Source organism: Amycolatopsis pittospori (assembly GCF_013870525.1).
GTDB lineage: Bacteria > Actinomycetota > Actinomycetes > Mycobacteriales > Pseudonocardiaceae > Amycolatopsis > Amycolatopsis pittospori.
Map to the genome: position 1 here is coordinate 25,449 of NZ_JACBXD010000017.1, position 21,043 is coordinate 46,491.

General features: G+C 69.6%; 16 protein-coding genes. 7 read left to right on the forward strand and 9 right to left on the reverse strand.

Annotated elements, in window-relative coordinates:
• The first annotated feature begins 10 nt into the window (after positions 1-10).
• From tal to H5J31_RS12375, 6 genes are all read left to right on the forward strand, one after another.
• Positions 11-1,123, forward strand: coding sequence for a transaldolase (tal, locus tag H5J31_RS12350; protein ID WP_181772665.1), 1,113 nt, complete (start codon positions 11-13; stop codon positions 1,121-1,123).
• 8 nt (positions 1,124-1,131) lie between these two features.
• Positions 1,132-2,751 (forward strand): glucose-6-phosphate isomerase, encoded by a 1,620-nt coding sequence (locus H5J31_RS12355; RefSeq protein WP_181772666.1) that lies wholly within the window; start codon positions 1,132-1,134, stop codon positions 2,749-2,751.
• Positions 2,748-4,277, forward strand: a complete 1,530-nt coding sequence (gene zwf, locus H5J31_RS12360) for a glucose-6-phosphate dehydrogenase (RefSeq protein WP_181772667.1) — start codon at positions 2,748-2,750, stop codon at positions 4,275-4,277. The genes H5J31_RS12355 and zwf overlap by 4 nt, the downstream gene beginning before the upstream one ends.
• Entirely contained in the window at positions 4,274-5,284 is a 1,011-nt protein-coding gene (gene opcA / locus H5J31_RS12365) for a glucose-6-phosphate dehydrogenase assembly protein OpcA (RefSeq protein WP_181772668.1), read from the forward strand. Before zwf ends, opcA begins: the two co-directional genes overlap by 4 nt.
• A complete protein-coding gene (gene pgl, locus H5J31_RS12370) occupies positions 5,281-6,036 on the forward strand; it encodes a 6-phosphogluconolactonase (RefSeq protein ID WP_181772669.1) in 756 nt (251 codons plus the stop codon). The genes opcA and pgl overlap by 4 nt, the downstream gene beginning before the upstream one ends.
• Positions 6,037-6,517: 481 nt before the next feature.
• Positions 6,518-7,720, forward strand: a complete 1,203-nt coding sequence (locus H5J31_RS12375) for a sensor histidine kinase (RefSeq protein WP_181772670.1) — start codon at positions 6,518-6,520, stop codon at positions 7,718-7,720.
• A 13-nt stretch (positions 7,721-7,733) separates the two neighbouring features.
• On the opposite strand, the gene H5J31_RS12380 is transcribed toward H5J31_RS12375, so the two are convergent.
• The 6 genes from H5J31_RS12380 to H5J31_RS12405 all read right to left on the reverse strand — a co-directional run bounded on the left by H5J31_RS12380 (position 7,734) and on the right by H5J31_RS12405 (position 12,885).
• Positions 7,734-8,075, reverse strand: a complete 342-nt coding sequence (locus H5J31_RS12380; RefSeq protein WP_034311760.1) for an RNA polymerase-binding protein RbpA — start codon at positions 8,073-8,075, stop codon at positions 7,734-7,736.
• 65 nt (positions 8,076-8,140) lie between these two features.
• Positions 8,141-8,371 (reverse strand): preprotein translocase subunit SecG, encoded by a 231-nt coding sequence (gene secG / locus H5J31_RS12385; protein WP_005152283.1) that lies wholly within the window; start codon positions 8,369-8,371, stop codon positions 8,141-8,143.
• 140 nt (positions 8,372-8,511) lie between these two features.
• Positions 8,512-9,297 (reverse strand): triose-phosphate isomerase, encoded by a 786-nt coding sequence (gene tpiA / locus H5J31_RS12390; protein WP_181772671.1) that lies wholly within the window; start codon positions 9,295-9,297, stop codon positions 8,512-8,514.
• Positions 9,297-10,505 (reverse strand): phosphoglycerate kinase, encoded by a 1,209-nt coding sequence (locus tag H5J31_RS12395; protein WP_328701464.1) that lies wholly within the window; start codon positions 10,503-10,505, stop codon positions 9,297-9,299. Before H5J31_RS12395 ends, tpiA begins: the two co-directional genes overlap by 1 nt.
• 9 nt (positions 10,506-10,514) lie before the next feature.
• Positions 10,515-11,519, reverse strand: coding sequence for a type I glyceraldehyde-3-phosphate dehydrogenase (gene gap, locus H5J31_RS12400; RefSeq protein WP_093934256.1), 1,005 nt, complete (start codon positions 11,517-11,519; stop codon positions 10,515-10,517).
• A gap of 178 nt (positions 11,520-11,697) precedes the next feature.
• Complete coding sequence (locus tag H5J31_RS12405; RefSeq protein WP_181772673.1) at positions 11,698-12,885, reverse strand: winged helix DNA-binding domain-containing protein; 1,188 nt, start codon at positions 12,883-12,885, stop codon at positions 11,698-11,700.
• Between the two features lie 109 nt (positions 12,886-12,994).
• On the opposite strand from H5J31_RS12405, the gene H5J31_RS12410 reads away from it, so the two are divergent.
• Positions 12,995-13,957: a GNAT family N-acetyltransferase gene (locus H5J31_RS12410; RefSeq protein WP_181772674.1), complete on the forward strand. Its 963-nt coding sequence runs from the start codon at positions 12,995-12,997 to the stop codon at positions 13,955-13,957.
• A gap of 267 nt (positions 13,958-14,224) precedes the next feature.
• On the opposite strand, the gene H5J31_RS12415 is transcribed toward H5J31_RS12410, so the two are convergent.
• Genes H5J31_RS12415 through H5J31_RS12425 form a run of 3 tightly spaced genes read right to left on the reverse strand, consistent with a single transcriptional unit; the run spans position 14,225 to position 20,964 of the window.
• Positions 14,225-18,703, reverse strand: coding sequence for a hypothetical protein (locus tag H5J31_RS12415; protein ID WP_181772675.1), 4,479 nt, complete (start codon positions 18,701-18,703; stop codon positions 14,225-14,227).
• Positions 18,704-18,712: 9 nt separating this feature from the next.
• Complete coding sequence (locus H5J31_RS12420; RefSeq protein ID WP_181772739.1) at positions 18,713-19,453, reverse strand: hypothetical protein; 741 nt, start codon at positions 19,451-19,453, stop codon at positions 18,713-18,715.
• A gap of 56 nt (positions 19,454-19,509) precedes the next feature.
• Positions 19,510-20,964 carry a hypothetical protein gene (locus tag H5J31_RS12425; RefSeq protein ID WP_181772740.1) on the reverse strand — a complete coding sequence of 485 codons (1,455 nt, stop codon included), beginning with the start codon at positions 20,962-20,964 and terminating at the stop codon, positions 19,510-19,512.
• Between the last annotated feature and the right edge of the window lie 79 nt (positions 20,965-21,043).

Consider the following 21,043-nt stretch of genomic DNA (forward strand, 5'->3'; position numbering starts at 1 on the left):
AGGGGAAAGCATGAGCAACGACAAGCTCGCGCAGCTGTCGGAGGCCGGTGTCTCGATCTGGCTCGACGACCTGTCCCGTGAGCGCCTGAACACCGGCAACCTCGCCGGCCTGATCCGCGACAAGCACGTCGTGGGCGTGACGACCAACCCGACGATCTTCGCCAACGCGATGTCGAAGGGCGAGGCGTACGACGAGCAGACCAAGGAGCTCGCCGCCCGCGGCGCCGACGTCGAGGCCACCATCCGCGAGCTGACCACCACCGACGTGCGCAACGCCGCGGACCTGTTCCGCGACGTCTACACCGCCACGAACGGGGTCGACGGCCGGGTGTCCATCGAGGTGGACCCGCGGCTGGCCAAGGAGACCGACAAGACGGTCGCCGAGGCGCAGGACCTGTGGAAGACCGTGGACCGGCCGAACGTGCTGATCAAGATCCCGGCCACCGAAGAGGGTCTCCCGGCGATCACCCGCACCCTGGCCGAAGGCATCAGCGTCAACGTCACGCTGATCTTCTCGGTCGAGCGCTACAAGAAGGTCATCGAGGCCTACTTCGCCGGGCTGGAGCAGGCCAAGGCCAACGGCCACGACCTCAAGGGCATCCACTCGGTCGCGTCGTTCTTCGTGTCCCGTGTGGACACCGAGATCGACAAGCGGCTCGACGCCATCGGCACCGACGAGGCCAAGGCGCTGCGCGGTGAAGCCGCCATCGCCAACGCGCGGCTCGCCTACGCGGCGTTCGAAGAGCTCTCCGCCACGGACCGCTGGAAGAAGCTCGCCGAGGCGGGCGCGAACGCGCAGCGCCCGCTGTGGGCCTCCACCGGGGTGAAGGACCCGGAGTACTCCGACACCCGCTACGTGGACCAGCTCGTCGTCAAGGACACGGTCAACACGATGCCGGAGAAGACCCTCGACGCCGCGGCGGACCACGCCGACGTCACCGGCGACACGGTGACCGGCAAGGGCGCCGACGCGCAGGCCGTCTTCGACAAGCTGAGCGCCGTGGGCATCGACATCACCGACGTGTTCCTCACCCTGGAGAACGAGGGCGTCGAGAAGTTCGAGAAGTCCTGGGTGGAGCTTCTCGAGACCGTCACCGGGCAGCTGGAAAAGGCAAAGGACTGAACTGGACCATGGCAGGGGAAACGACCGGCGTCGAAATCGTCGACGCCGCCCTGGCCGGCCGAGCCGCTCCGTTCGCGGAGCGGCTCGTCGCCGACCAGGTCGCATCGAAACTGGCGTCCCAGGACGCCACACTGTGGGGTCCCGAAGCCGAGTCCGAAGCGTCGATCCGTCTCTCGTGGACGACGCTGCACAAGTCCTCGCGGCCGTTGATCGGCGAGATCGAGGCACTGCGGACCGAACTGCGTTCGGAGGGCGTCGACCGCGTCGTCCTGGCGGGCATGGGCGGTTCGTCGCTGGCACCCGAGGTGATCACCGGGACGGACGGCGTCGCGCTGACCGTCCTCGACACCACCGACCCGGGTCAGGTCGCCGACGCTCTCGCCGGTGACCTGGAGCGGACGGTGCTGGTGGTGTCGTCGAAGTCCGGCGGAACCGTCGAGACCGACAGTCACCGGCGGATCTTCGCGAAGGCCTTCGCCGACGCGGGCATCGACGCGGCGCGGCGGATCGTGGTCGTCACCGACCCCGGCTCCCCGTTCGCGGAACTGTCCGAAAAGGAGGGTTACCGTAAGGTCTTCCTCGCCGACCCGAACGTCGGCGGCCGCTACTCGGCGCTGACCGCGTTCGGGCTCGTCCCGTCCGGCCTCGCCGGCGCGGACATCGCGCGCCTGCTCGACCAGGCCGCTTCGGTGGCCGACACGCTGGCCGCCGACTCGGCGGACAATCCCGCGATCAAGCTCGCGGCGGCGTGGAGCGCGGCACACGAAGAGGGCGCCGAGAAGGTCGTCATCGCCGATACCGGTTCCGGCATCAAGGGCTTCGCAGACTGGGCGGAGCAGCTGATCGCCGAGTCCACCGGCAAGCAGGGCACCGGTCTGCTGCCGGTCGCCGTCGAGGGTCCGGACTCCCCCGGGTTCGCCGACGCGAAGTCCGACGCCACCCCGGTGGCGGTCGGCCAGGCCGAAGGCACCGCGAAGATCTCCGTGACCGGCTCGCTCGGCGCGCAGTTCCTGCTGTGGGAGTTCGCCACCGCGTTCGCCGGACGGCTGCTCGGGATCAACCCGTTCGACCAGCCCGACGTCGAGGCCGCCAAGAAGGCCGCTCGGTCGCTGCTCGACAACCCGGACAAGCTCAAGGGCGGCGAAGAGCCGTCCACTGTGGACGGCGCGGTCCAGGTGTTCGGATCGGACGGGGTTTCGACGGAAGGAAAGCTCGCGGACATTCTGCGGGCTTTCTTCGATTCCGCCCCGGAGACCGGCTACATCGCGGTGCAGGCGTACCTCGACCGTCTCGACGACGCGTCGACGTCGATCCTGCGCGGCGAGATCGCCAAGCGGACCGGCCGCCAGACCACCTTCGGGTGGGGACCGCGGTTCCTGCACTCCACCGGGCAGTACCACAAGGGCGGACACCAGAACGGCGTCTTCCTGCAGCTCACCGGCGCCGTCGAGCAGGATCTCGACGTTCCGGACCGGCCGTACACCCTCGGTGTCCTGCAGCACGCGCAGGCGCTCGGTGACGGCCAGGTGCTCGCGGAGCACGGTCGTCCGGTGCTGCGCCTGCACCTCACCGACCGGGCCGCCGGCCTGGCGGAACTGGTCCGCGCGGTACAGGAGGTCGGCGAGTGACGCGAGCCTGGAAGAACCCGCTGCGCGATCCGCGCGACAAGCGGCTGCCGCGGATCGCCGGGCCGTCCAGCCTGGTCATCTTCGGCGTGACCGGTGACCTCGCCCGCAAGAAGCTGATGCCGGCGATCTACGACCTCGCCCACCGCGGGCTGCTGCCCGCCGGGTTCTCGCTGGTCGGTTTCGCCCGCCGGGACTGGGAGCACCAGGACTTCGGCGAGCTCGTGCACGACTCGGTCAAGGAGCACGCGCGGACGCCGTTCAAGGAGTCGGTGTGGAACCGGCTCGCCGAGGGCATCCGTTTCGTCCAGGGCACCTTCGACGACGACGACGCCTTCGACAGGCTCGCGCAGACGGTCAAGGATCTCGACGCCGAGCGCGGGACCGGTGGCAACACCGCGTTCTACCTGTCGATCCCGCCGAGCGCGTTCCCGGTGGTGACCAAGCAGCTCGCCCGCTCCGGCCTCGCCGACGCGAGTGACGAGACCTGGCGCCGCGTCGTCATCGAGAAGCCGTTCGGCCGCGACCTCAAGAGCGCCAAGGAACTCAACGAGATCGTGAACGACGTCTTCCCCGAGGAGTCGGTGTTCCGCATCGACCACTACCTCGGCAAGGAGACGGTGCAGAACCTGCTGGCGCTGCGCTTCGCGAACCAGCTGTTCGAGCCGATCTGGAACGCCAACTACGTGGACCACGTGCAGATCACCATGGCCGAGGACATCGGTCTCGGCGGTCGCGCGGGGTACTACGACGGCATCGGCGCCGCACGCGACGTCATCCAGAACCACCTGCTGCAGCTCCTCGCGCTGACCGCGATGGAGGAGCCGGTCTCGTTCGCCCCGCGCGCGCTGCGGGCGGAGAAGGTCAAGGTGCTCTCGGCGACGAAGCCCTTGGAGCCCTTGGACGAGACCACCGCGCGCGGCCAGTACGCGGGCGGCTGGCAGGGCGGCTCGAAGGTGCCGGGCCTGTTGCAGGAAGGGGGCTTCGCGAAGGACTCGACGACCGAGACCTACGCCGCGGTCACCCTGGAGGTGCAGAACCGACGCTGGGCGGGTGTGCCGTTCTACCTGCGGACGGGCAAGCGGCTGGGCCGCCGGGTCACCGAGATCGCCGTGGTGTTCAAGCGGGCGCCGCATCTGCCGTTCGACTCGACGTCGACCGAGGAACTGGGGCAGAACGCCCTGGTGATCCGGGTGCAGCCCGACGAGGGCATCACGCTGCGGTTCGGGTCGAAGGTGCCGGGGACCACGATGGAGGTCCGCGACGTCACCATGGACTTCGGCTACGGGCACGCGTTCACCGAGTCGTCCCCGGAGGCCTACGAACGGCTCATCCTGGACGTGCTCCTCGGTGAGCCGTCGCTGTTCCCGGTGAACGAAGAGGTCGAACTCTCCTGGGAGATCCTCGACCCGATCCTCGACCACTGGGCCAAGAAGGGCGCGCCCGAGCAGTATCCGCCGGGGTCCTGGGGACCGCCGTCGGCGGACGAGATGCTGGAGCGTACCGGCCGTAATTGGAGGCGTCCGTGATCATCGACCTGCCGTCGACCACGACGTCGCAGCTGAACAAGAAGCTCGTCGAGATCCGCGAACAGGGCGGGCAGGTGGCGCTCGGACGAGTGCTGACGCTCGTCATAGTGGCCGACGACGACGACAAACTCGAAGAGGCGATCGAAGCCGCCAACGAGGCCAGCCGGGAGCACCCGTCGCGGGTGATCGTGGTGGCCAAGGGCGCGCGGACCGCGGCACCGCGGATCGACGGCCAGATCCGGGTCGGCGGCGACGCCGGCGCGAGCGAGGTCATCGTCCTGCGGCTCTACGGACCGCTGGCCGCGCAGGGGCAGAGCGCCGTCGTGCCGCTGCTGCTGCCGGACGCGCCGATCGTCACCTGGTGGCCCGGCACGGGTCCGAAGGCTCCGGCCAAGGACCCGCTCGGTGAACTGGCCCAGCGCCGGATCACCGACTCCGCGGCGGAGAAGGCGCCGGTCCGGGCCCTCGCCACGCGAGCGAAGGCCTATGTGGAGGGTGACACCGACCTGGCGTGGACCCGGCTGACCCACTGGCGGGCGCAGCTCGTGTCCGCCCTGGACCTTCCGCCGTACGAGAAGGTCACCGGCGCGACCGTGACCGGGGAGGCCGACTCGCCGTCGACCGAACTGCTCGCGGGCTGGCTGGCCGAGTACCTGAAGGTGCCGGTGAAGCGGGTCAAGAGCACCGGTGCCGCCGGCATCATCTCGGTGACGCTGGAGCGGCGTTCCGGCCCGGTGGAACTGCACCGGCCGGACGGGCGGGTCGGTTCGCTGACCCAGCCGGGCCAGCCGACGCGGCGGATCGCCCTGCAGCGGCGGGACAACAAGGACTGCCTGATCGAGGAGCTGCGGCGGCTCGACCCGGACGAGGTCTACGAGGCTTCGCTGAACGGGCTCTCGAAGATCTCGTCGGGCACCGCGACGAAGGCCACCCCGGCCGCCGCCAAGAAGCCGGCCGCTCCCAAGAAGAAGGCCACCGCCGCCGCTGCGAAGAAGAGCGACTCATGAGCAAGACCGAGGTCGTCGTCTACGAGAACCCGGACCTCCTGGCCGCCGCCACGGCGGCCAGGCTGGTCACCCGGCTCGTCGACGTCCAGGCGGCCAAGGGTTCGGCTTCCGTGGTGCTCACCGGTGGCGGCACCGGGATCGCGATCCTGAAGGAACTGCGCGACTCCGGTGCCCGCGACGCCATCGACTGGTCGCGTCTCGACGTCTACTGGGGCGACGAGCGGTTCGTCCCGGCGGACTCGGACGAGCGGAACGAGAAGCAGGCCCGTGAGGCCCTGCTCGACCACGTCCCGCTCGACCCGAAGCGGGTGCACGCCATGGCACCCTCCGACGGCGAGTTCGGCGACGACGTGGATGCCGCCGCGGCGGCCTACGCGGAGGTCCTGACGGCCGAGGTGCCCGCTTTCGACATCATGCTGCTCGGGCTCGGCGGGGAGGGGCACACCGCCTCGATCTTCCCCGAGAGCCCGGCGGTGTACGAAACGGAGCGCTCGGTCGTCGCGGTGCGCGACTGCCCGAAGCCGCCGCCGACCCGGATCTCGCTGACCCTGCCCGCGATCCGTCGCGCGCGGGAGGTCTGGCTGGTCACCGGCGGCGACGCCAAGGCGGACGCCGTCGCGCAGGCGCTGGCCGGTGCGGGCGAGGTCCAGATCCCGGTGGCGGGAGCGCGCGGCAGCCGTCGCACACTCTGGCTGCTGGACCGGGGTGCCGCTTCGAAGCTCACGAAGGTCTACCAGACTCCTACGGCCTGACCTGAAGTACCTGAAGGCCCCCTTCCTTACGCAAGGAAGGGGGCCTTCAGGTATTTGGGGCCTGCCAAGTGCCCACCGCCTGGCGGAAGTCCGTGAAGGCCTCCTTCCCTACCCTGAAGGTAGTGAAGGAGGCATTCACGGACCTGCACGAAAAGTAGCCGCCTGGGGGCGCAAAGTGATGAAGATCAACTCCTGCCGATTCCGCCGTCAGAATCGGACCGTTCGTTCGTCGAAGTGAGCAGAAGTGATCTACGGACCACCGAGCCCGGGTGGTCCGGTCCGCGCTCGACCGACCGAACGTTCATGCACTTGTCCGCAGAACGGACAGTGACCGGGCAGTCGCTAGCCCGACTGGGGGAAACTTACCGCCCTTGTACATCCACCCGTTAGCATCCGCACATTTGTTCGTTCCTGCGCGTCCCGATCGGGCGAAGAACACGTCTCACCATTCAAGTCCACAAGACGAGTGAGGTCGCCAGCGATGAGCACAGAGGGTCTCTCGATGCCAGGTATCTCGGTGGGCGGCTCCGGAGCGGACGCCGCCGACCGGATGCGCCGTGCCGCCGGGGTCATGTCGTTCGCCAAGATCAAACGTCCGGCGCTGGTCGCGCTGGGCGTGGACACGCTCGCGATCTTCCTGGCCGCACTCGACGTCTGGCTGGTGATCCCCGAGAAGGCCCAGCCGTACTCCATCTATCTGTCCGGCGCCGCGTGCCTGGGGCTCGCCTTCCGCCGCAAGCTGCCGTTCCTCGCGGTGATCGCCACCGTCCCCGGTTTCCTCGCGGGCTGGTCACAGCTGGCCGCGATGATCGCGCTCGGGTTCCTCGCCACCCGCAAGCAGATGCACTGGCAGACCTGGACCGGGTTCGCGCTCGTCTTCACCTGCCGGTTCGTCCAGTGGCCGCTGCCCGACTTCGTGGAGCTCAGCTGGCGCGAACACGTCCTGGACGGGATCTACGGCGTCATCGTCGCCGGGATGCCGGTGGCCATCGGCCTGCTCATCGGAGCACGCACCGAGATCTCGCAGAAACTCGCCGAACTGGCCGCGAGCCGCGATCGTGAGCGCCGATTCCACGCCGACGCGGTCCGCGCGGAAGAACGCGCCCGGCTGGCACGCGAGATGCACGACGTCGTCTCGCACCAGATCACGCTGATCGCGATGCAGGCCGGCGCGCTGCAGGCGCAGACCAACGACGCCCGTTCGCTCGAAACCGCGCAGGTCATCCGCAAACTGAGCACCAAAACGCTCGAAGAACTGCGTTCGCTGGTGAGTGTGCTGCGTTCGGGCTCCGAGGACGACGGGCCGCGGCCGGGGATCAACGAACTCGACCGGCTGATCCGCGGCTCGGACGTCCCGGTGCATCTCACCGTCGAACGGGTTCCGGAACTGCTGCCCAGCCAGGTTTCGGCGGCGGCCTACCGGACCGTGCAGGAATGCCTCACCAACGTGCACAAGCACGCACCGGGCGCCACCGCGACCATCCGGATCCAGGGTGAGCACGGCTCGCTCAAGGTCGAGATACGCAATGAGCGCGCCCGGACTTCCGGTGCGGCCCTGCCCTCGGGAGGGCACGGGCTGACCGGTTTAGCCGAACGCGCTCGACTGCTGGGTGGAAGCTTCGAAACCGCCGACACCGAGGACGGCGGGTTCCGGGTGCGTGCCCGGTACCCGCTCGACCGGTAGGCCTCGGGGAGTCTCAGATCTCCCGGCGCTGGCGCAACCGCTCCAGCGCCTCGGCGAGGATGGCCTCGCCGTCGGCGTCGGAACGCCGTTCCTTCACGTAAGCCAGGTGGGTCTTGTAAGGCTCGGTCCGCGGCGCCGCAGGAGGGTTCTTCTCGTCCTGCCCACCGGGGAGCCCGCAGCGCGGGCAATCCCACTCGTCGGGAATCTCGGCGTCCATCGAGAACGATGGCTGCGCCTCGTGCCCGTTGGCACACCAGTAGGAGATGCGGCGCCGCGGCGCCGACTCACCCCGTTCCGATTCGCCCGAAGGTCCGGCACCCACACGGGTGCCCCGAATCGCGTTACCGCCAACCATGAATCCTCACACCTATAGGGATCGGCGGCGCGCCCCCCATAGGCACGCCGAAACACCTGGATCGATCAGACCTTGAGCAGGAGCCCCAGGCCGATGATGCTGATCAGCCACACAGCGCCCAGCAGCAGCGTGATCCGGTCGAGGTTCTTCTCGGCCACGCTCGAGCCCGAGAGGCTCGACTGCATGCCGCCACCGAACAGCGACGACAGACCGCCACCACGGCCGCGGTGCAGCAACACGGCGACCACCAGGAAAAAGCTGGAGGCGATCAACAGGATTTGCAGGAACAGCTTCATGTCATCCTCTGCGCTCTTGGAGAATGCAGGAAAACGGTGTGCCGTCGGCGGCTCATGACCACCGGAACACACCGTACTCCTGGACTCGTCCACTGCTGTGTGACGGACCGGATACCCAGGTTACCCGGTAGGTGCCCCGATCAGGGCAGGGGCCCGCCCGCGGCGAGTGCGCAGAGTTTGGTGAACTCGTCACCATCCAGGCTGGCACCACCGACGAGGGCACCATCGATGTTCTCGCAGGCGACGAGATCACTGATGTTGTTGGCCTTGGCCGAGCCCCCGTAGAGCACTCGGACCGAGGACGCGACCTCGGCGCCGTACTTCTCGGCGAGGGTGGCGCGGATGGCTCCGCACACCTCCTCGGCGTCCTGCGGGGTCGCGACCTTGCCGGTCCCGATGGCCCACACCGGCTCGTAGGCGACGACGACGTCCTTGACCTGCTCGTTCTTGAGCCCCTTGAGGCCCTCGATCAGCTGGGTCGTGGTGTGGGCGATGTGCTCGCCGGCCTCGCGGACCTCGAGTTTCTCCCCCACGCACAGGATCGGCGTGATGCCGTGCTTGAGCGCGGCCTTGACCTTCTTGTTGACGAGTTCGTCGGACTCGCCGTGGTACTCGCGCCGCTCCGAGTGCCCGACGGTGACGAAGCTGCAGCCCAGCTTCGCCAGCATCGGGCCCGACACGTCACCGGTGTAGGCACCGGAGTCGTGCGGCGACAGGTCCTGGGCGCCGTAGGTGAGCGACAGCTTGTCGCCGTCGGTCAGCGTCTGGACGCTGCGGATGTCGGTGAACGGCGGCAGGACCGCGACGTCGACCTTCGCGTAGTACTTCTCCGGCAGGGCGAAGGCGATCTTCTGAACCAGCGCGATGGCTTCGAGGTGGTTCTGGTTCATCTTCCAGTTGCCGGCGATGAGCGGTTTGCGCGCCACTAGTCGTTCTCTCCCAGCACAGCGACTCCGGGCAGTTCCTTGCCCTCCAGGTACTCCAGCGACGCGCCGCCGCCGGTCGAGATGTGCGAGAAGCCGTCCTCGGGGAGGCCGAGCTGACGCACGGCCGCGGCGGAGTCGCCACCGCCGACGACGGTGAAGGCGTCGCTCTCGACGAGTGCTTCGGCCACGGCACGGGTGCCGCCGGAGAAGGACTCGAACTCGAACACGCCCATCGGGCCGTTCCAGAACACGGTCGCCGCGTCGGCCAGCTTGCCCGCGAACAGCTCGCGGGACTTCGGACCGATGTCGAGACCCATGCGATCGGCCGGGATGGCCGTCGCGTCGACGACGTCGAACTCCGCGTCGGCGGCGAAGCCGGTCGCGGCGAGGACGTCAACCGGCAGGATCAGTTCGACGCCGCGCTTCTCCGCCTCGGCGAGGAAGCCGCGGACCTGGTCCAGCTGGTCTTCCTGCAGCAGCGAGTTCCCGACCTCGTGGCCCTGGGCCTTGAGGAAGGTGTACGCCATGCCGCCGCCGATGAGCAGCCTGTCGACCTTGGTCAGCAGGTTGGCGATGACGCCGAGCTTGTCCGACACCTTCGCGCCGCCGAGCACGACGACGTACGGCCGCGCGAGGTCCTCGGTGAGCTTCTTGAGGACATCGACCTCGGCGAGCACCAAGCCGCCCGCGTACGCCGGAAGCGCCCGCGCGACCTCGTAGACCGAAGCCTGCTTGCGGTGCACGACACCGAAGCCGTCGGACACGAACGCGCCGCCCGGGACCAGCGCGGCCAGCTCGGCGGCCAGTTCCTGGCGTTCGGCCTCGACCTTGCTGGTCTCACGCGCGTCGAAACGCACGTTCTCCAGCAGGGCCACCTGACCGTCGGTCAGGCCCTCGACGGTGGCCTTGGCGGACTCGCCGACCATGTCACCGGCCAGCGGGACGTCGACGCCGAGCAGCTCGGTGAGCTTCGCGGCGACGGGCGCGAGCGAGAACTGCGGGTCCGGCTCGCCCTTGGGACGGCCGAGGTGCGCCGTGACGACCACCTTCGCGCCCGCTTCCGCGAGCCGCTTGAGGGTGGGCAGGGCCGCGCGGACGCGGCCGTCGTCGGTGATCTTGTCCCCGTCGAGCGGGACGTTCAGGTCGGATCGCACGAGTACGAACCGGCCCGAGACGTCCTCGCCCAGCAGGTCTTCGAGGTTCTTCAGCGCCATCGGTCAGGAAAGCTTGTTGCCGACGAGCTTGACGAGGTCGGCGAGGCGGTTGGAGTAGCCCCACTCGTTGTCGTACCAGCCGATGACCTTGACCTGGTTGCCGATGACCTTGGTCAGCGGGGCGTCGTAGATGCAGGACGCCGGGTCGGTGACGATGTCGGCCGAGACGATCGGGTCGTCGCTGTAGCGCAGGATGCCGGCCAGGGGGCCCTCGGCGGCGGCCTTGTACGCGGCGTTGATCTCCTCGAGGGTCGCGCTCTTGGTCAGCGTGACGGTGAGGTCGGTGGCCGAGCCGGTCGGGATCGGGACGCGCAGCGCGTAGCCGTCCAGCTTGCCCTGCAGTTCCGGCAGGACCAGGCCGATGGCCTTGGCCGCACCGGTCGAGGTCGGGACGATGTTCAGCGCGGCGGCGCGGGCGCGGCGCAGGTCCTTGTGCGGCGCGTCCTGCAGGTTCTGGTCCTGCGTGTACGCGTGGATGGTGGTCATCAGGCCCTGCTCGATGCCGAACGAGTCCTGCAGGACCTTGGCCAGCGGGCCGAGGCAGTTCGTGGTGCAGGAGGCGTTCGAGATGATGTTCTGCGAGCCGTCGTACTTGTCGTCGTTGACGCCCAGCACCACGGTCAGGTCCTCGCCCTTGGCGGGCGCGGAGATGATGACCTTCTTCGCGCCGCCGGCGAGGTGCGCCTTCGCGGCGTCGGCGTTGGTGAAGAAGCCGGTCGACTCGACGACGACGTCCACGCCCAGGTCGCCCCAGGGCAGGTTGGCCGGGTCGCGCTCGGCGAGGGCCTTGATCGTCTTGCCGTCCACGACGATGCCCTCGTCGCTGACGCTGACCTCGCCCGGGAAGCGGCCGAGGATGGAGTCGTACTTCAGCAGGTGGGCCATCGTGGCGACGTCGCCGAGGTCGTTGAACGCGACAACCTCGATGTCGTGACCGGCGGCCTGCACGGCCCGGAAGAAGTTGCGGCCGATGCGGCCGAAGCCGTTGACACCTACGCGAACCGTCACTGCTGCCACTCCCTTGAGACTCGTCCGGGATCGCCCCGGTAAGACGTCCTTTACTCGGGCGCAACCCTAGCGTGCGAGCTCGGGCGGCCCTCTTTGCCCTGACGAGACTTCCACCACTCGGTGGGTCAGGTCAAGAATCGATTAAGTGGTTCGCCACCAGGACGTCTACCGAAAACTCTCAGCTTCGTTGTGCTAGCCGTCGCTCCAGCGGCGTCCGCATCCGTGGCGTGACTCGCACCTCTCCGAACCACTCGGCCAGGTGGTTCGCCTCCGCTTCGACGGCCCTCTCGACGTCCGCGCCGACGTCCTCCAGGAGGTGGTGGACGACCTCGCCGTCCGCACGCTGCGCCCAGGCGCCGACGATCCGGCCGTCCGCCCAGACGGTGGGCCCGATGTTGCCGGTGCCGTCGAACAACGGCGCCCGGTGCGGGCCGAGGTACCAGTCGCGCTCGATCCAGCCCATCGACGTCGGGTCGAGCGACGGGAGCAGCGCGACCCAGGGTTCGGGTTCGGCGACCGGCTCCAGATCGTCGGCGAGGACGACGCCCGGAACGCCGTCGAGGTCGACCTCGACCGGCTGAATCGCCGCGAGCGCCTTCTTCGTCTGGCCGACGGTCCAGCCGGTCCACCACCGGAGGTCCGCGATCGGGGCCGGGCCGTAGGCGTAGAGCCACTTCCTGGCGAGTTCGAACCTGGCGGCGTCGGCGTCCCATTCGGCGAGGCCGTCGGGCAGCCAGTCCGCCATCGGGGCCCAGAAGTACTGGCTGCTGATCCAGCTGCCGCGCGGGCGCCCGCGCACGATGCGGCCGTCGACCGCGAGCTGGAACAGGACGCGGCTGGTGACGTTGGCGATCGCCTCGTACGGTTTGCCCTTCGCCATCAGCAGCTGCTGCTTGAGGCGCGGCTCGTCCTCGCTCAGCTGCTGCGCCGTCGCGGAGCCACGGGCCCGCAGCGCCCGCTCGGTGGCGTCCTCGACGTCGGCCAGCCAGCGTTCCGGATCGGGCACGTTCTCCGGATGTCCCTGCTGGCCGAGATGCTGTTCGAGCAGACGGCGCTGCTTCTTGGCGATGTCGGCGGAGCAGGCCGCCTGGACGAGTGCCGCGTTCTCGTGCCCGACGACGAACACCGTACGGCGCATCCCGAGCATCCGGATCAGCGTCCGCTCGTCGTAGAGCGCCTTCTCCACCTCCGCGACACCGTCACCCTTGACGCGCGCCCACGCCGAAAGGTGCACCGACGCCGGATCCGTGGCGTGCAGCGCGACGACCGCGTCCGCCGCGGCGTGCACCGACTCGGCGGGCGAGGTGAGGTGATGACGCGTCGCGAGGCGGGCGCGGCGCTGCGGGATGCCGATCTTGAGGGTCACGGATCGTTCCTACCACCGGGGTACGACACCGGCGCTCCACCCGAACACGACTTACCGGAGCCGGGAAATGATGCGACAGGGGGCATACGTGGGGAATACCGTCAGCCGAATGTTCGGAGACCTCACGTGGCGACCGCTCACCGACAAGGACGCCAAGGCGTCGGCGGACCTCCTCAACGCCATCGAGACCGTCGACAAGATCGGCGAGAACTACCCCGAAGAGGACACCCTCACGGAGTTGGTCGACCCGTACGCGGATCTGGATCGCGCGAGCCTCGCCGCCTTCGACGGTGACGTGATGGCCGGGTACATGAAGGTCCGCTTCAAGCCGCTCGCGGAAGAGGTCCATCGGGTCTTCCTCGACGGCGGGGTCCATCCGGCGTATCGCCGCCGGGGTATCGGCACGACGCTCGTCGAAGCCGGGATGGAGGCGGCGAAGACGCTGCACGCGCTGCATCACCCGACGCTGAAGCTCGCGATCGATTTCCACAAGGCCGAGCACATCGCGGGTTTGGCCGAACTCGTGCGCTCGCGGGGCTTCAGACCGGTCCGCTACTTCCAGCGCATGGAGCGACCCCTCGGCGACGCGATCCCCAGCGCGGTGATCCCCGCCGGGATGCGGGTCGAGCCGTGGGCGTCACGGAACGACGAAGACTTCCGGTCGGTCCGGAACGCTTCGTACGAAGACCACTGGGGTGCGGCGCCGATGCCCGTGGACCACTGGAAGAACAAGATCACCAACCAGACGTTCCAGCCCGACGTCAGCTTCCTGCTCCGCGACGCCGCCGGGATTCCGGTGGGAATCCTGGTGACCATGTGCTGGGAGGCCGACACGGAGGCCACCGGCGTCCTCGACGCGCACTTCATGGTCATCGGAACGCTTCGGGAGCACCGGAAGCGAGGCGTCGCGAGTGCGCTTCTCGCGCACGCGCTGCGGGCCGCCACCGACCAGGGTTACGCCCGGGCCAGTTTGAGCGTGGACTCGGCGAGCCCGTCGGGTGCGCCCAGGATCTTCGCGAAGGCCGGGTTCACGGCGAAGATGCGGTACGTGCGGTGGGCGCTGGAGGTCTGAAGCGCTGGAGTACCGGGTGGTCGTGAGTGGCAATGAGGGTTCTCTTGAGGGGTAAGTCGAATGTGGCGCGTTCGACCCCTGCCGCCGGCCCAGGTGAAGGGTTGCGAAAGCCACTTTCGCAACCTTGAACGTTGCGAAAGTGGCTTTCGCAACACCGTCTCGCCGGCGGACCCGCGCCGGACCGAGGGGTGCGAGTGGCGATTCGGGTTCTCTTACGACCCTCTTTGCCACCGCCGGGAAGTGCCCCGGTGTGCCACCTGATCCCAGCTACGCCGACTCCTCCTCGGAGTCCTCCGGAGCCTCAGCCGGCCGCGTGAACAACCGCGTCGCCGAGAGCCGCGCGACACCGTCCGGGTCGCCGAGTTCGTCGGTCGCGTTGCGGATGGTCGCGTCGACGGACAGGTACTTCCGCCCCGCCCGCAGGTCCGCGTCGTTGCGCAGCCGCACGATCAGCGGGAACTCGCTCAGCGCGCCCGCGTCGAACAGGCCGGTCGTGTAGATCAGCTGAACACCGAGCGCCTCCGCGACCGCCCGCTGCAGTTCCAGCAGGTAGCCTGCCGACGCGCGGCCGATCGGGTTGTCGAGGAACAGCACGCCGGAGTGCCGGTTGCGTGCCTTGCCGCGGTTGTTCGCCCGCAGCGCGGCGAGCGTGCAGTACAGGATGATCGCCGCGGTCAGCTGCTGGCCGCCGGAGAACACGTCGCGGATCTCGGAGACGCGCTGGCGTTCGGTCCGCAGCACGGAGTCCGGCTTCAGCATGTCGACCCGGAAACCCTTGGGGGCGGCGGCCTGGACGCCGCGCAGCACGAGCGAAAGCCCGTCCCGTTTGACGTCCCGGCCGTCGGAGGTCTTCCCCACCGCGGCCTCGTCGACGACCTCGCCCAGTTTCTCGGCGAGCACGTTGTCTTCGAGTTCAGTGAAGCGGATCCGCAGGAATTCCTGGCCGGACCAGTCGCCGAGGCCGTCCGGGAGCCGTGAAACCCGTTGCGCGGCACGGAGTGTGCGCAGGGCGCCGTCGACCATGCCCTGCAGGCGGGTGATGATGCCGCCGCGGTGACGGTCGATCTGCGCGAGGTCGTCGGTGAGCGTGCGCAGACGCGGCCGCAGCGCTTCGGCCCATTCCGCGGCGTGCCCGGGCAGCTGGTCGCGACGGACCGAGATCACCTGCTGCCGTACCGGTGTGCTGAGCTTTTCGAACCGCTTGTCCGTGGCGTACTGCGCCAGCTGGTCGGCTGCGGCCCGCACCCGGCGGTCGCCCGCGTCGGCGGCGTCCTGCGCTTCGGTGAGCGCGGAGTTGAGCCGGGAGTGCTTGGTGCGCGCGGATTCGACGTCGCCGTCGAACGCCGCCTCATCATCCTCTTTGGACAGAAGGTGCGCCATCGACTCGGCCAGCAGGCCGAAGCCGGACGCGGACGTCTTCGCGGATTCCAGGGTCGCTTCGGCGGCGGCGCGACGTTCCTGCAGTTCCTCCCACTTCCGTGCGGCGGCGGAGACTTCGAGGCTGGCGTCGTCGATCAGCGCGAGTCCGTGCTCGATGTCCTTCGGCCGCGCGTCGGACGAGATCGCGGCGAGCGCCGACGGCTGCTCCGGAAGCTGGCTCAGCTCGGCCTTGCGGGTCGCGACCAAGCCGACGATCTCGGTGCGTTCGTCTTCCAGCACGGCGACCGCCCGGTTCGCCCGCGCCTGCGCGGCCGCCCGCGCCGAAACGTCGGAACCGTCCGGTGTCTCCAGCAGTTCCGCCGCCCGCTCGCGGACGGCGTCGTCGAGCGCGTCGACGGCGGCCCGTGCCGTGGCCTCGATACCTTCCGCCTGGTCGAGTTCGGCCCGCAGGTCGCTGCCGACCTCGACCTTCGCGTACGCCTCGGAAGCCGACGCGAAGGTACGCCGCAACGCGTCGACAGGTTCGGCGGGAACGGGGTCGTTCTCGGTGACGTCGCTGGATCCCGGAACCTCGGCCAGTTCCGACTTCGCGGTCGTCGCGGTGCGCCGGTGGCCGTCGGCGGTGCGCTGTTCCTCGCCGGCCTGCTCACGCAGCCGGGACGCCTTCGCCGACGCTTCCGTCGCCGTCGACTCGGCCCGTTCGGCGACCTCGGTCGCCCGCTCGACGTCGTCCGTCCACTCGGGAATCTTCGCGGCACGCGTCGCGAGCGCTTCCAGCCCGCGAGCCCGCTCCCCCGCCTCGGCCGACGCCGTGCGCAGTTCGGGAACGCGCTCCCGCAGTCCGGTCGCCTTCTCCCCGAGGCGCTGGAATTCCTTCTCCGCCTGGTCCAACGCGGTCTGCGCGGTCTCGTGCGCGGTGCGCGCGTTCTGCAACTGCTCGGCCAGTGTCGCGATACTGCCGGGCGGGTAGTCCTCGCGCCAGGTCTTGAGCTTCCACGACAACGCGCTGTCATCGGCCAGCGAAGTCGCCAGCGTCTCCAAACGACGCTGCCGCTCCGCGTGCCGGAGCGCGATGGCCTCACGCTCGGCGTCGGCGGCTTCCTCGTCGTACATCGCCGGGTTGGGCGGGACGAGGAACTCGATGCCGGCCTCGCCCGGAAGGCGACCGGTCGTGGTGGCCCCGGTCGTGGCGACCGGGATGATCGTCATGGGCAGCAGCCGCCGCTCGGCGAGCACCTTCTCGGCGAGCCGGACCTGCTCCGGTTCGTTGAGCAGGATCCCCGAGACGAGCTGGGGCGCGCGGGCCAGCACGGCCGCCCGGCGCTTCTTGTCCAAAGTAGACAGATAGCGCCAGCCGGACCACGCGTTCATCCCGGCGGCTTCCAGCGCGTCCAACGCGGCCTGGACCTCTTCGGTGGCGGGCAGAAGACCGCCGGAGCCGAGCGCGTTCAGCGCGCGCTCGTCGACCGATTCCTCCATCCGCAGGGAGGTCTGTTCCTTCTCGGCGGTGATGCCCGCCTCGCGGAGGCGCTCCAGCAGCACCGGAAGATCCGTCTCCAGCGCGACGTCGTCCGCGCCGAGGAGTTCGGTCAGCCGGGGTTCGACGGCGAGCGCGTCGGTGCGCCGGTTGGCCCGGTCCAGCTCTTCGGCGGCGCGCTCCAGCCGGTCCTTTGTGGACCCCGCGAGCCGGTGCGCGTCGTTGACGGTCGCTTGGGCGGCCCGCAGATCCTCCGCGACCCGCTCGAGTTCCTGCTCGCGACGGACGAGTTCGGCGGCCGTCGTCTCGGACTCGGTCCGGGCCAGGCGCGCCGCTTCGGCGACGTCGGCCCCGGCTTTGAGCGCTCCGGAGCGGACGGTTTCCGCGATCTCCTCCCGGACTTCGGCGATCCGCGCGCCCAGCCCGCGAGCCTCCGCCCGGCGCGAGGCCGCGAGATTCGCCGACTCGTCGCGTTCCGCCTGGGCCTTCTCCGCTTCGGCACGCAAGGCACCGACGTGGGCTTCGGCCTTCGCCGCCTGATCGGTGGCGTTCTTGGCCAGCGCCAGCAGGCCCCGGGCGAGCGCGGCCGCGGCGGTGTTGCGCGCCTGCAGCGCGGGCTGTGCCTTCTGCTCGCGATTCCCCACCAGTTCCCGGAAATCACGGGCCTTGCGCGCGGCGTTGAGGTGGTTGAGCACGGTGGAGCATTCGCGCCAGGCCTCGGCGGCGGTCTTGGCTTCGGCCAGTTCGCCGTCTATCCGCTTCTTGCTCTCCTGCGCCTCGTCGAGCCGCAGTTTGCCGACCAGACGGCGGAGTTCGGTGACCCCGGCGGTGAGCCTGCGGTGGTCGCCCTCGGCGAGTTTCTCCGCCGACTTCACCTCGTCGACGTGCTGGTCGAGCCCGCTCAGCCGCTCGTTCTCCAGCTTGTCGCGAGCCGCGACCTGAGCGGCCAGCGTCCGCATCTCGGCGCGGGCGGCGTCGGCCAGCTTCCGCGACGCGGCGGCGACGCCCTCCTCCTCCGCCAGCGGCGTGAGCAGTTCGAGCGCCCCGGCGACGAAGTCCCGCTCCGACAGGAGGTCCCCGCGCTGGGCGAGGTTGTGCGCGTAGGTCGCGACGACCTCGGCGAGGTCCTTCGGCTCCTCCTCCGAAAGCACCGCGCGCAGCAGGAACTCGACGAACGCCTCGTCGGTGCTGAACGCGAACGCGTCCGCCGCCTCACCCTCACCGGCGTTCATCGCGCGCTGGTAGCGGAAAAGCTCGGTGTCGAGGCCCAGACCGTCCAGCCGCGACGTCCACTCGTGGTGGCGCCGGGTCCAGAACAGCTCCAGTTCCGGCTCCCCGCCGTGCACCTTGTCGAGCTGGTCGTGGAACCCCGACATCGTCAGCAGCCTGCCGTCCGAAGTCAGCGGCAGCGTGTCCAGATCGAGCGACGGCGTGGGCCGGAAGGCGTACCAGGAATCGACCAGGTTCTCCGAATCCGACGACACCACATGCCCGCGCCACTCCGACACCTTGCCGGTGATGACCCGGTGGCCGGTCTCGACCTGCAGCCACTCCAGCACGACGTGCGAAACGTCCTTGGCGGTGACGAACTTCTCCAGCACCTTGGTGTTCGTCGTGCCGACGACCTGACGACGGCCGGGCAGCATGACCGAGAAGATCAGCTTGATCAGGACGGATTTACCGCCGCCGTTCTCCAGGAACAGCACGCTCGCCGGCGACGGGCGCCGCGGCGGCCCCTCCCCCGCCAGGTGGATCCCGGCGCTGAACAGCGCGTCCTGCTTGGGCGCGGTGATGGCCGCGCCGACGCCGCTGAAGTCCAGCACGACGTCCTGGTACCGCGCGCCCGCCGGGCCCACCGAGTGCAGGCGAACCCGCGAAAGCTCGTACATCTTCTCCCCTTAAAGCGTGTCCGACGCGGCCGCGCGCAACGTCCCGCCGCCGTTGGCGACCGAGACCACGTTCAGCGCGAGCAGATCGTCGAAGGCCGCGTCGGCGGCGAGTTCGCGCACCTGCACCTGGTAGCGCGGTGTCGTGCGGTAGGTCCCGCCCTGTTCCCCGCTGACCTGGACCAGGAATCCCTGATCGGCGAGGAAACGCAGCGCCCGCGCGACCATGCCGCGGGTCGTGTCCGACGCGAGCCTGCCGTCCTTGGTCGCCGCCGCCGCGGGACGCCGGGCGTAGGCGCGCCAGGCCTGTTCGAGTTCGGGCGCGTCGGCCAGCGGGTCGCTGTTCGCCTCGGCGTCGGCCGCGCGTTCGTCGAGGATCCGGCAGGCTTCCCGCACCATCGCGTCCACCTGCTCGACGCTGACGCGGCCGATGTAGGTGTCGTTGGCGAGGTCGTCCGGGCGCGGGTAGCCGAGCGCGGCGGTGGCGAGGTGGATGAGCCCGTGCAGGACCTTCTCGGTCTCGCGGCGCTCACGGATCTTGCTCTGGCGCGCGTAGCTGTCCATCTTGATCTCGAAGACGGACTCGTCGGTCGCCGCCAGCACCGCGCCCGCCTGGAGGTTGACCTCCAGCACCATCAGCCCGAGCCCGGCCGCGACCGCGTGGGTGAGCTGCTTGAACGCGCTGTCCTCACCGTAGCGCCGGACGAGATCGCCGTAGACGACGTCCCGCGACGGCAGCTGCTTCGGGCGCATGCCGAACGAGACGAGCCGGGCCGCCGATTCGACGTCCCCTGCGGAAATCCCCGTCGTCACGCGACCTCCTCCTCTTCTTCTTCGTGGCGATCGACCCGCGCCGACGACAGCAGCAGATCCGCTCCGCCGAACTCCGGGTCGTCGAGCAGCGTGCCGTCGTCGACGGCCAGCAGAACCTGGCGCTCCCCCAGCCGGAGCGCCGCGCCGACCCCGGGACTGTAGGCGTGCACCGCGCGCAACGCGACCAGGGCGGGCAGCGCCGGGTCGATCCGGCGGGCCTCTTCGAGCAGGCCGGACAGCCGCCGCGGTACCTCGGGCAGGTCGAGCAGGTCGTCGGCGAGCCGCCATTGCTCGTCGCCGAACTTGTCGGTGACGTCGGCGGGCATCAGCTCCGGTTCGGGGATCTCGCCGACGAGCTGGTCGCGTTCGGGTGCCGGCCGCAGCAGCAGCGACACCAGCGAAGACAGCGACGGCACCGTCGGCGGGGAGATCCCGGCCCCGGCGTGGAAGAACGACTCGGCGGGTGCGACGGCGTCGGAGATCGGCAGGCGCAGCGTCGGCATCAGGAGCTGGCCGAAGAGGTCGATCGTCGCGCGCTGCGGCGGCCCGGAGAACTGCTGGCGGTCTTGCTCGGCGCGGAACACCGCCCCGGCGTCGGCGAGCCTCGACTGCAGCCGCGTGTGGCGCCGGATGCAGTCGCCGACGATGTCGACGAGTTCGGCGGCACGACGTTTGCGGTCGAGGTCCTCGGTCTCGTCGCGGGACGCGGTGATGTTCTTGAGGATCGCGTTCTCGGCGCGGAAGCGGGACTCGATATGGGAAAGCGCCTGGTCCAGCAGGTCCGGGACCTCACGCTCCCAGTCGACCGCGCGGACGTCGCGCCGGGTGGCGTCGAGTTTGGCGCGCAACGTCTCGCCGTACTGGACAGTGCGGTAGCGGGCCTGCTCGGCGGCGAGCTTCGCGTCGGCGAGACGGCCGCGGTTGATCAGGTTCTCGAGTTTGACCTCGGCCGCGATCTGCGCGGATTCGACGTCGGTGTCCAGCGCGCCGACCAGGACGTTGATCGCCTCGTCGGTGGCGCGCAGGTAGACCTCGCCGTCGGGCGCGGCCAGCTCGACCAGCAGCTTGAAGTCGAACTGGCGGCGCTGGTAGCCGCCGCCCGGGCCGATGGAGCCGTAGACGCGGCGGAACCCCCGGTCGGTGGTGCCGACGTTGATCAGGTTGTCGAGCACCCAGCGGGCGACCTTGGCGTGCTCGTCCGGGGTCCGGCCGGGTGCCTGGAGCGCGACGAACGGCAGCAGCCGGACGATGACCTGTTCGTGGTCGGCTCCGGTGTCGAAATCCATCGATACGGTGACCTGGTCGATCGTATGCAGCGCGATCTCGGCCATCTGGTAGATCGTGGCGTCCGCCCAGTCCAGTTTCGCCTTGCGCGCGTCGAGGTCGTGCAAGGGCGCGGTGCAGGCCAGCGCCTTGAGGCGGCGGGTCAGCCCCTCGTCGGCCAGCCCCATCCCGGTCAGCTCGTCGTCTCGCACAGCAGGCCAGGCTAGTCGGCACCCCCGGCACCCCGCACGGGTGACCGGGGTGCCG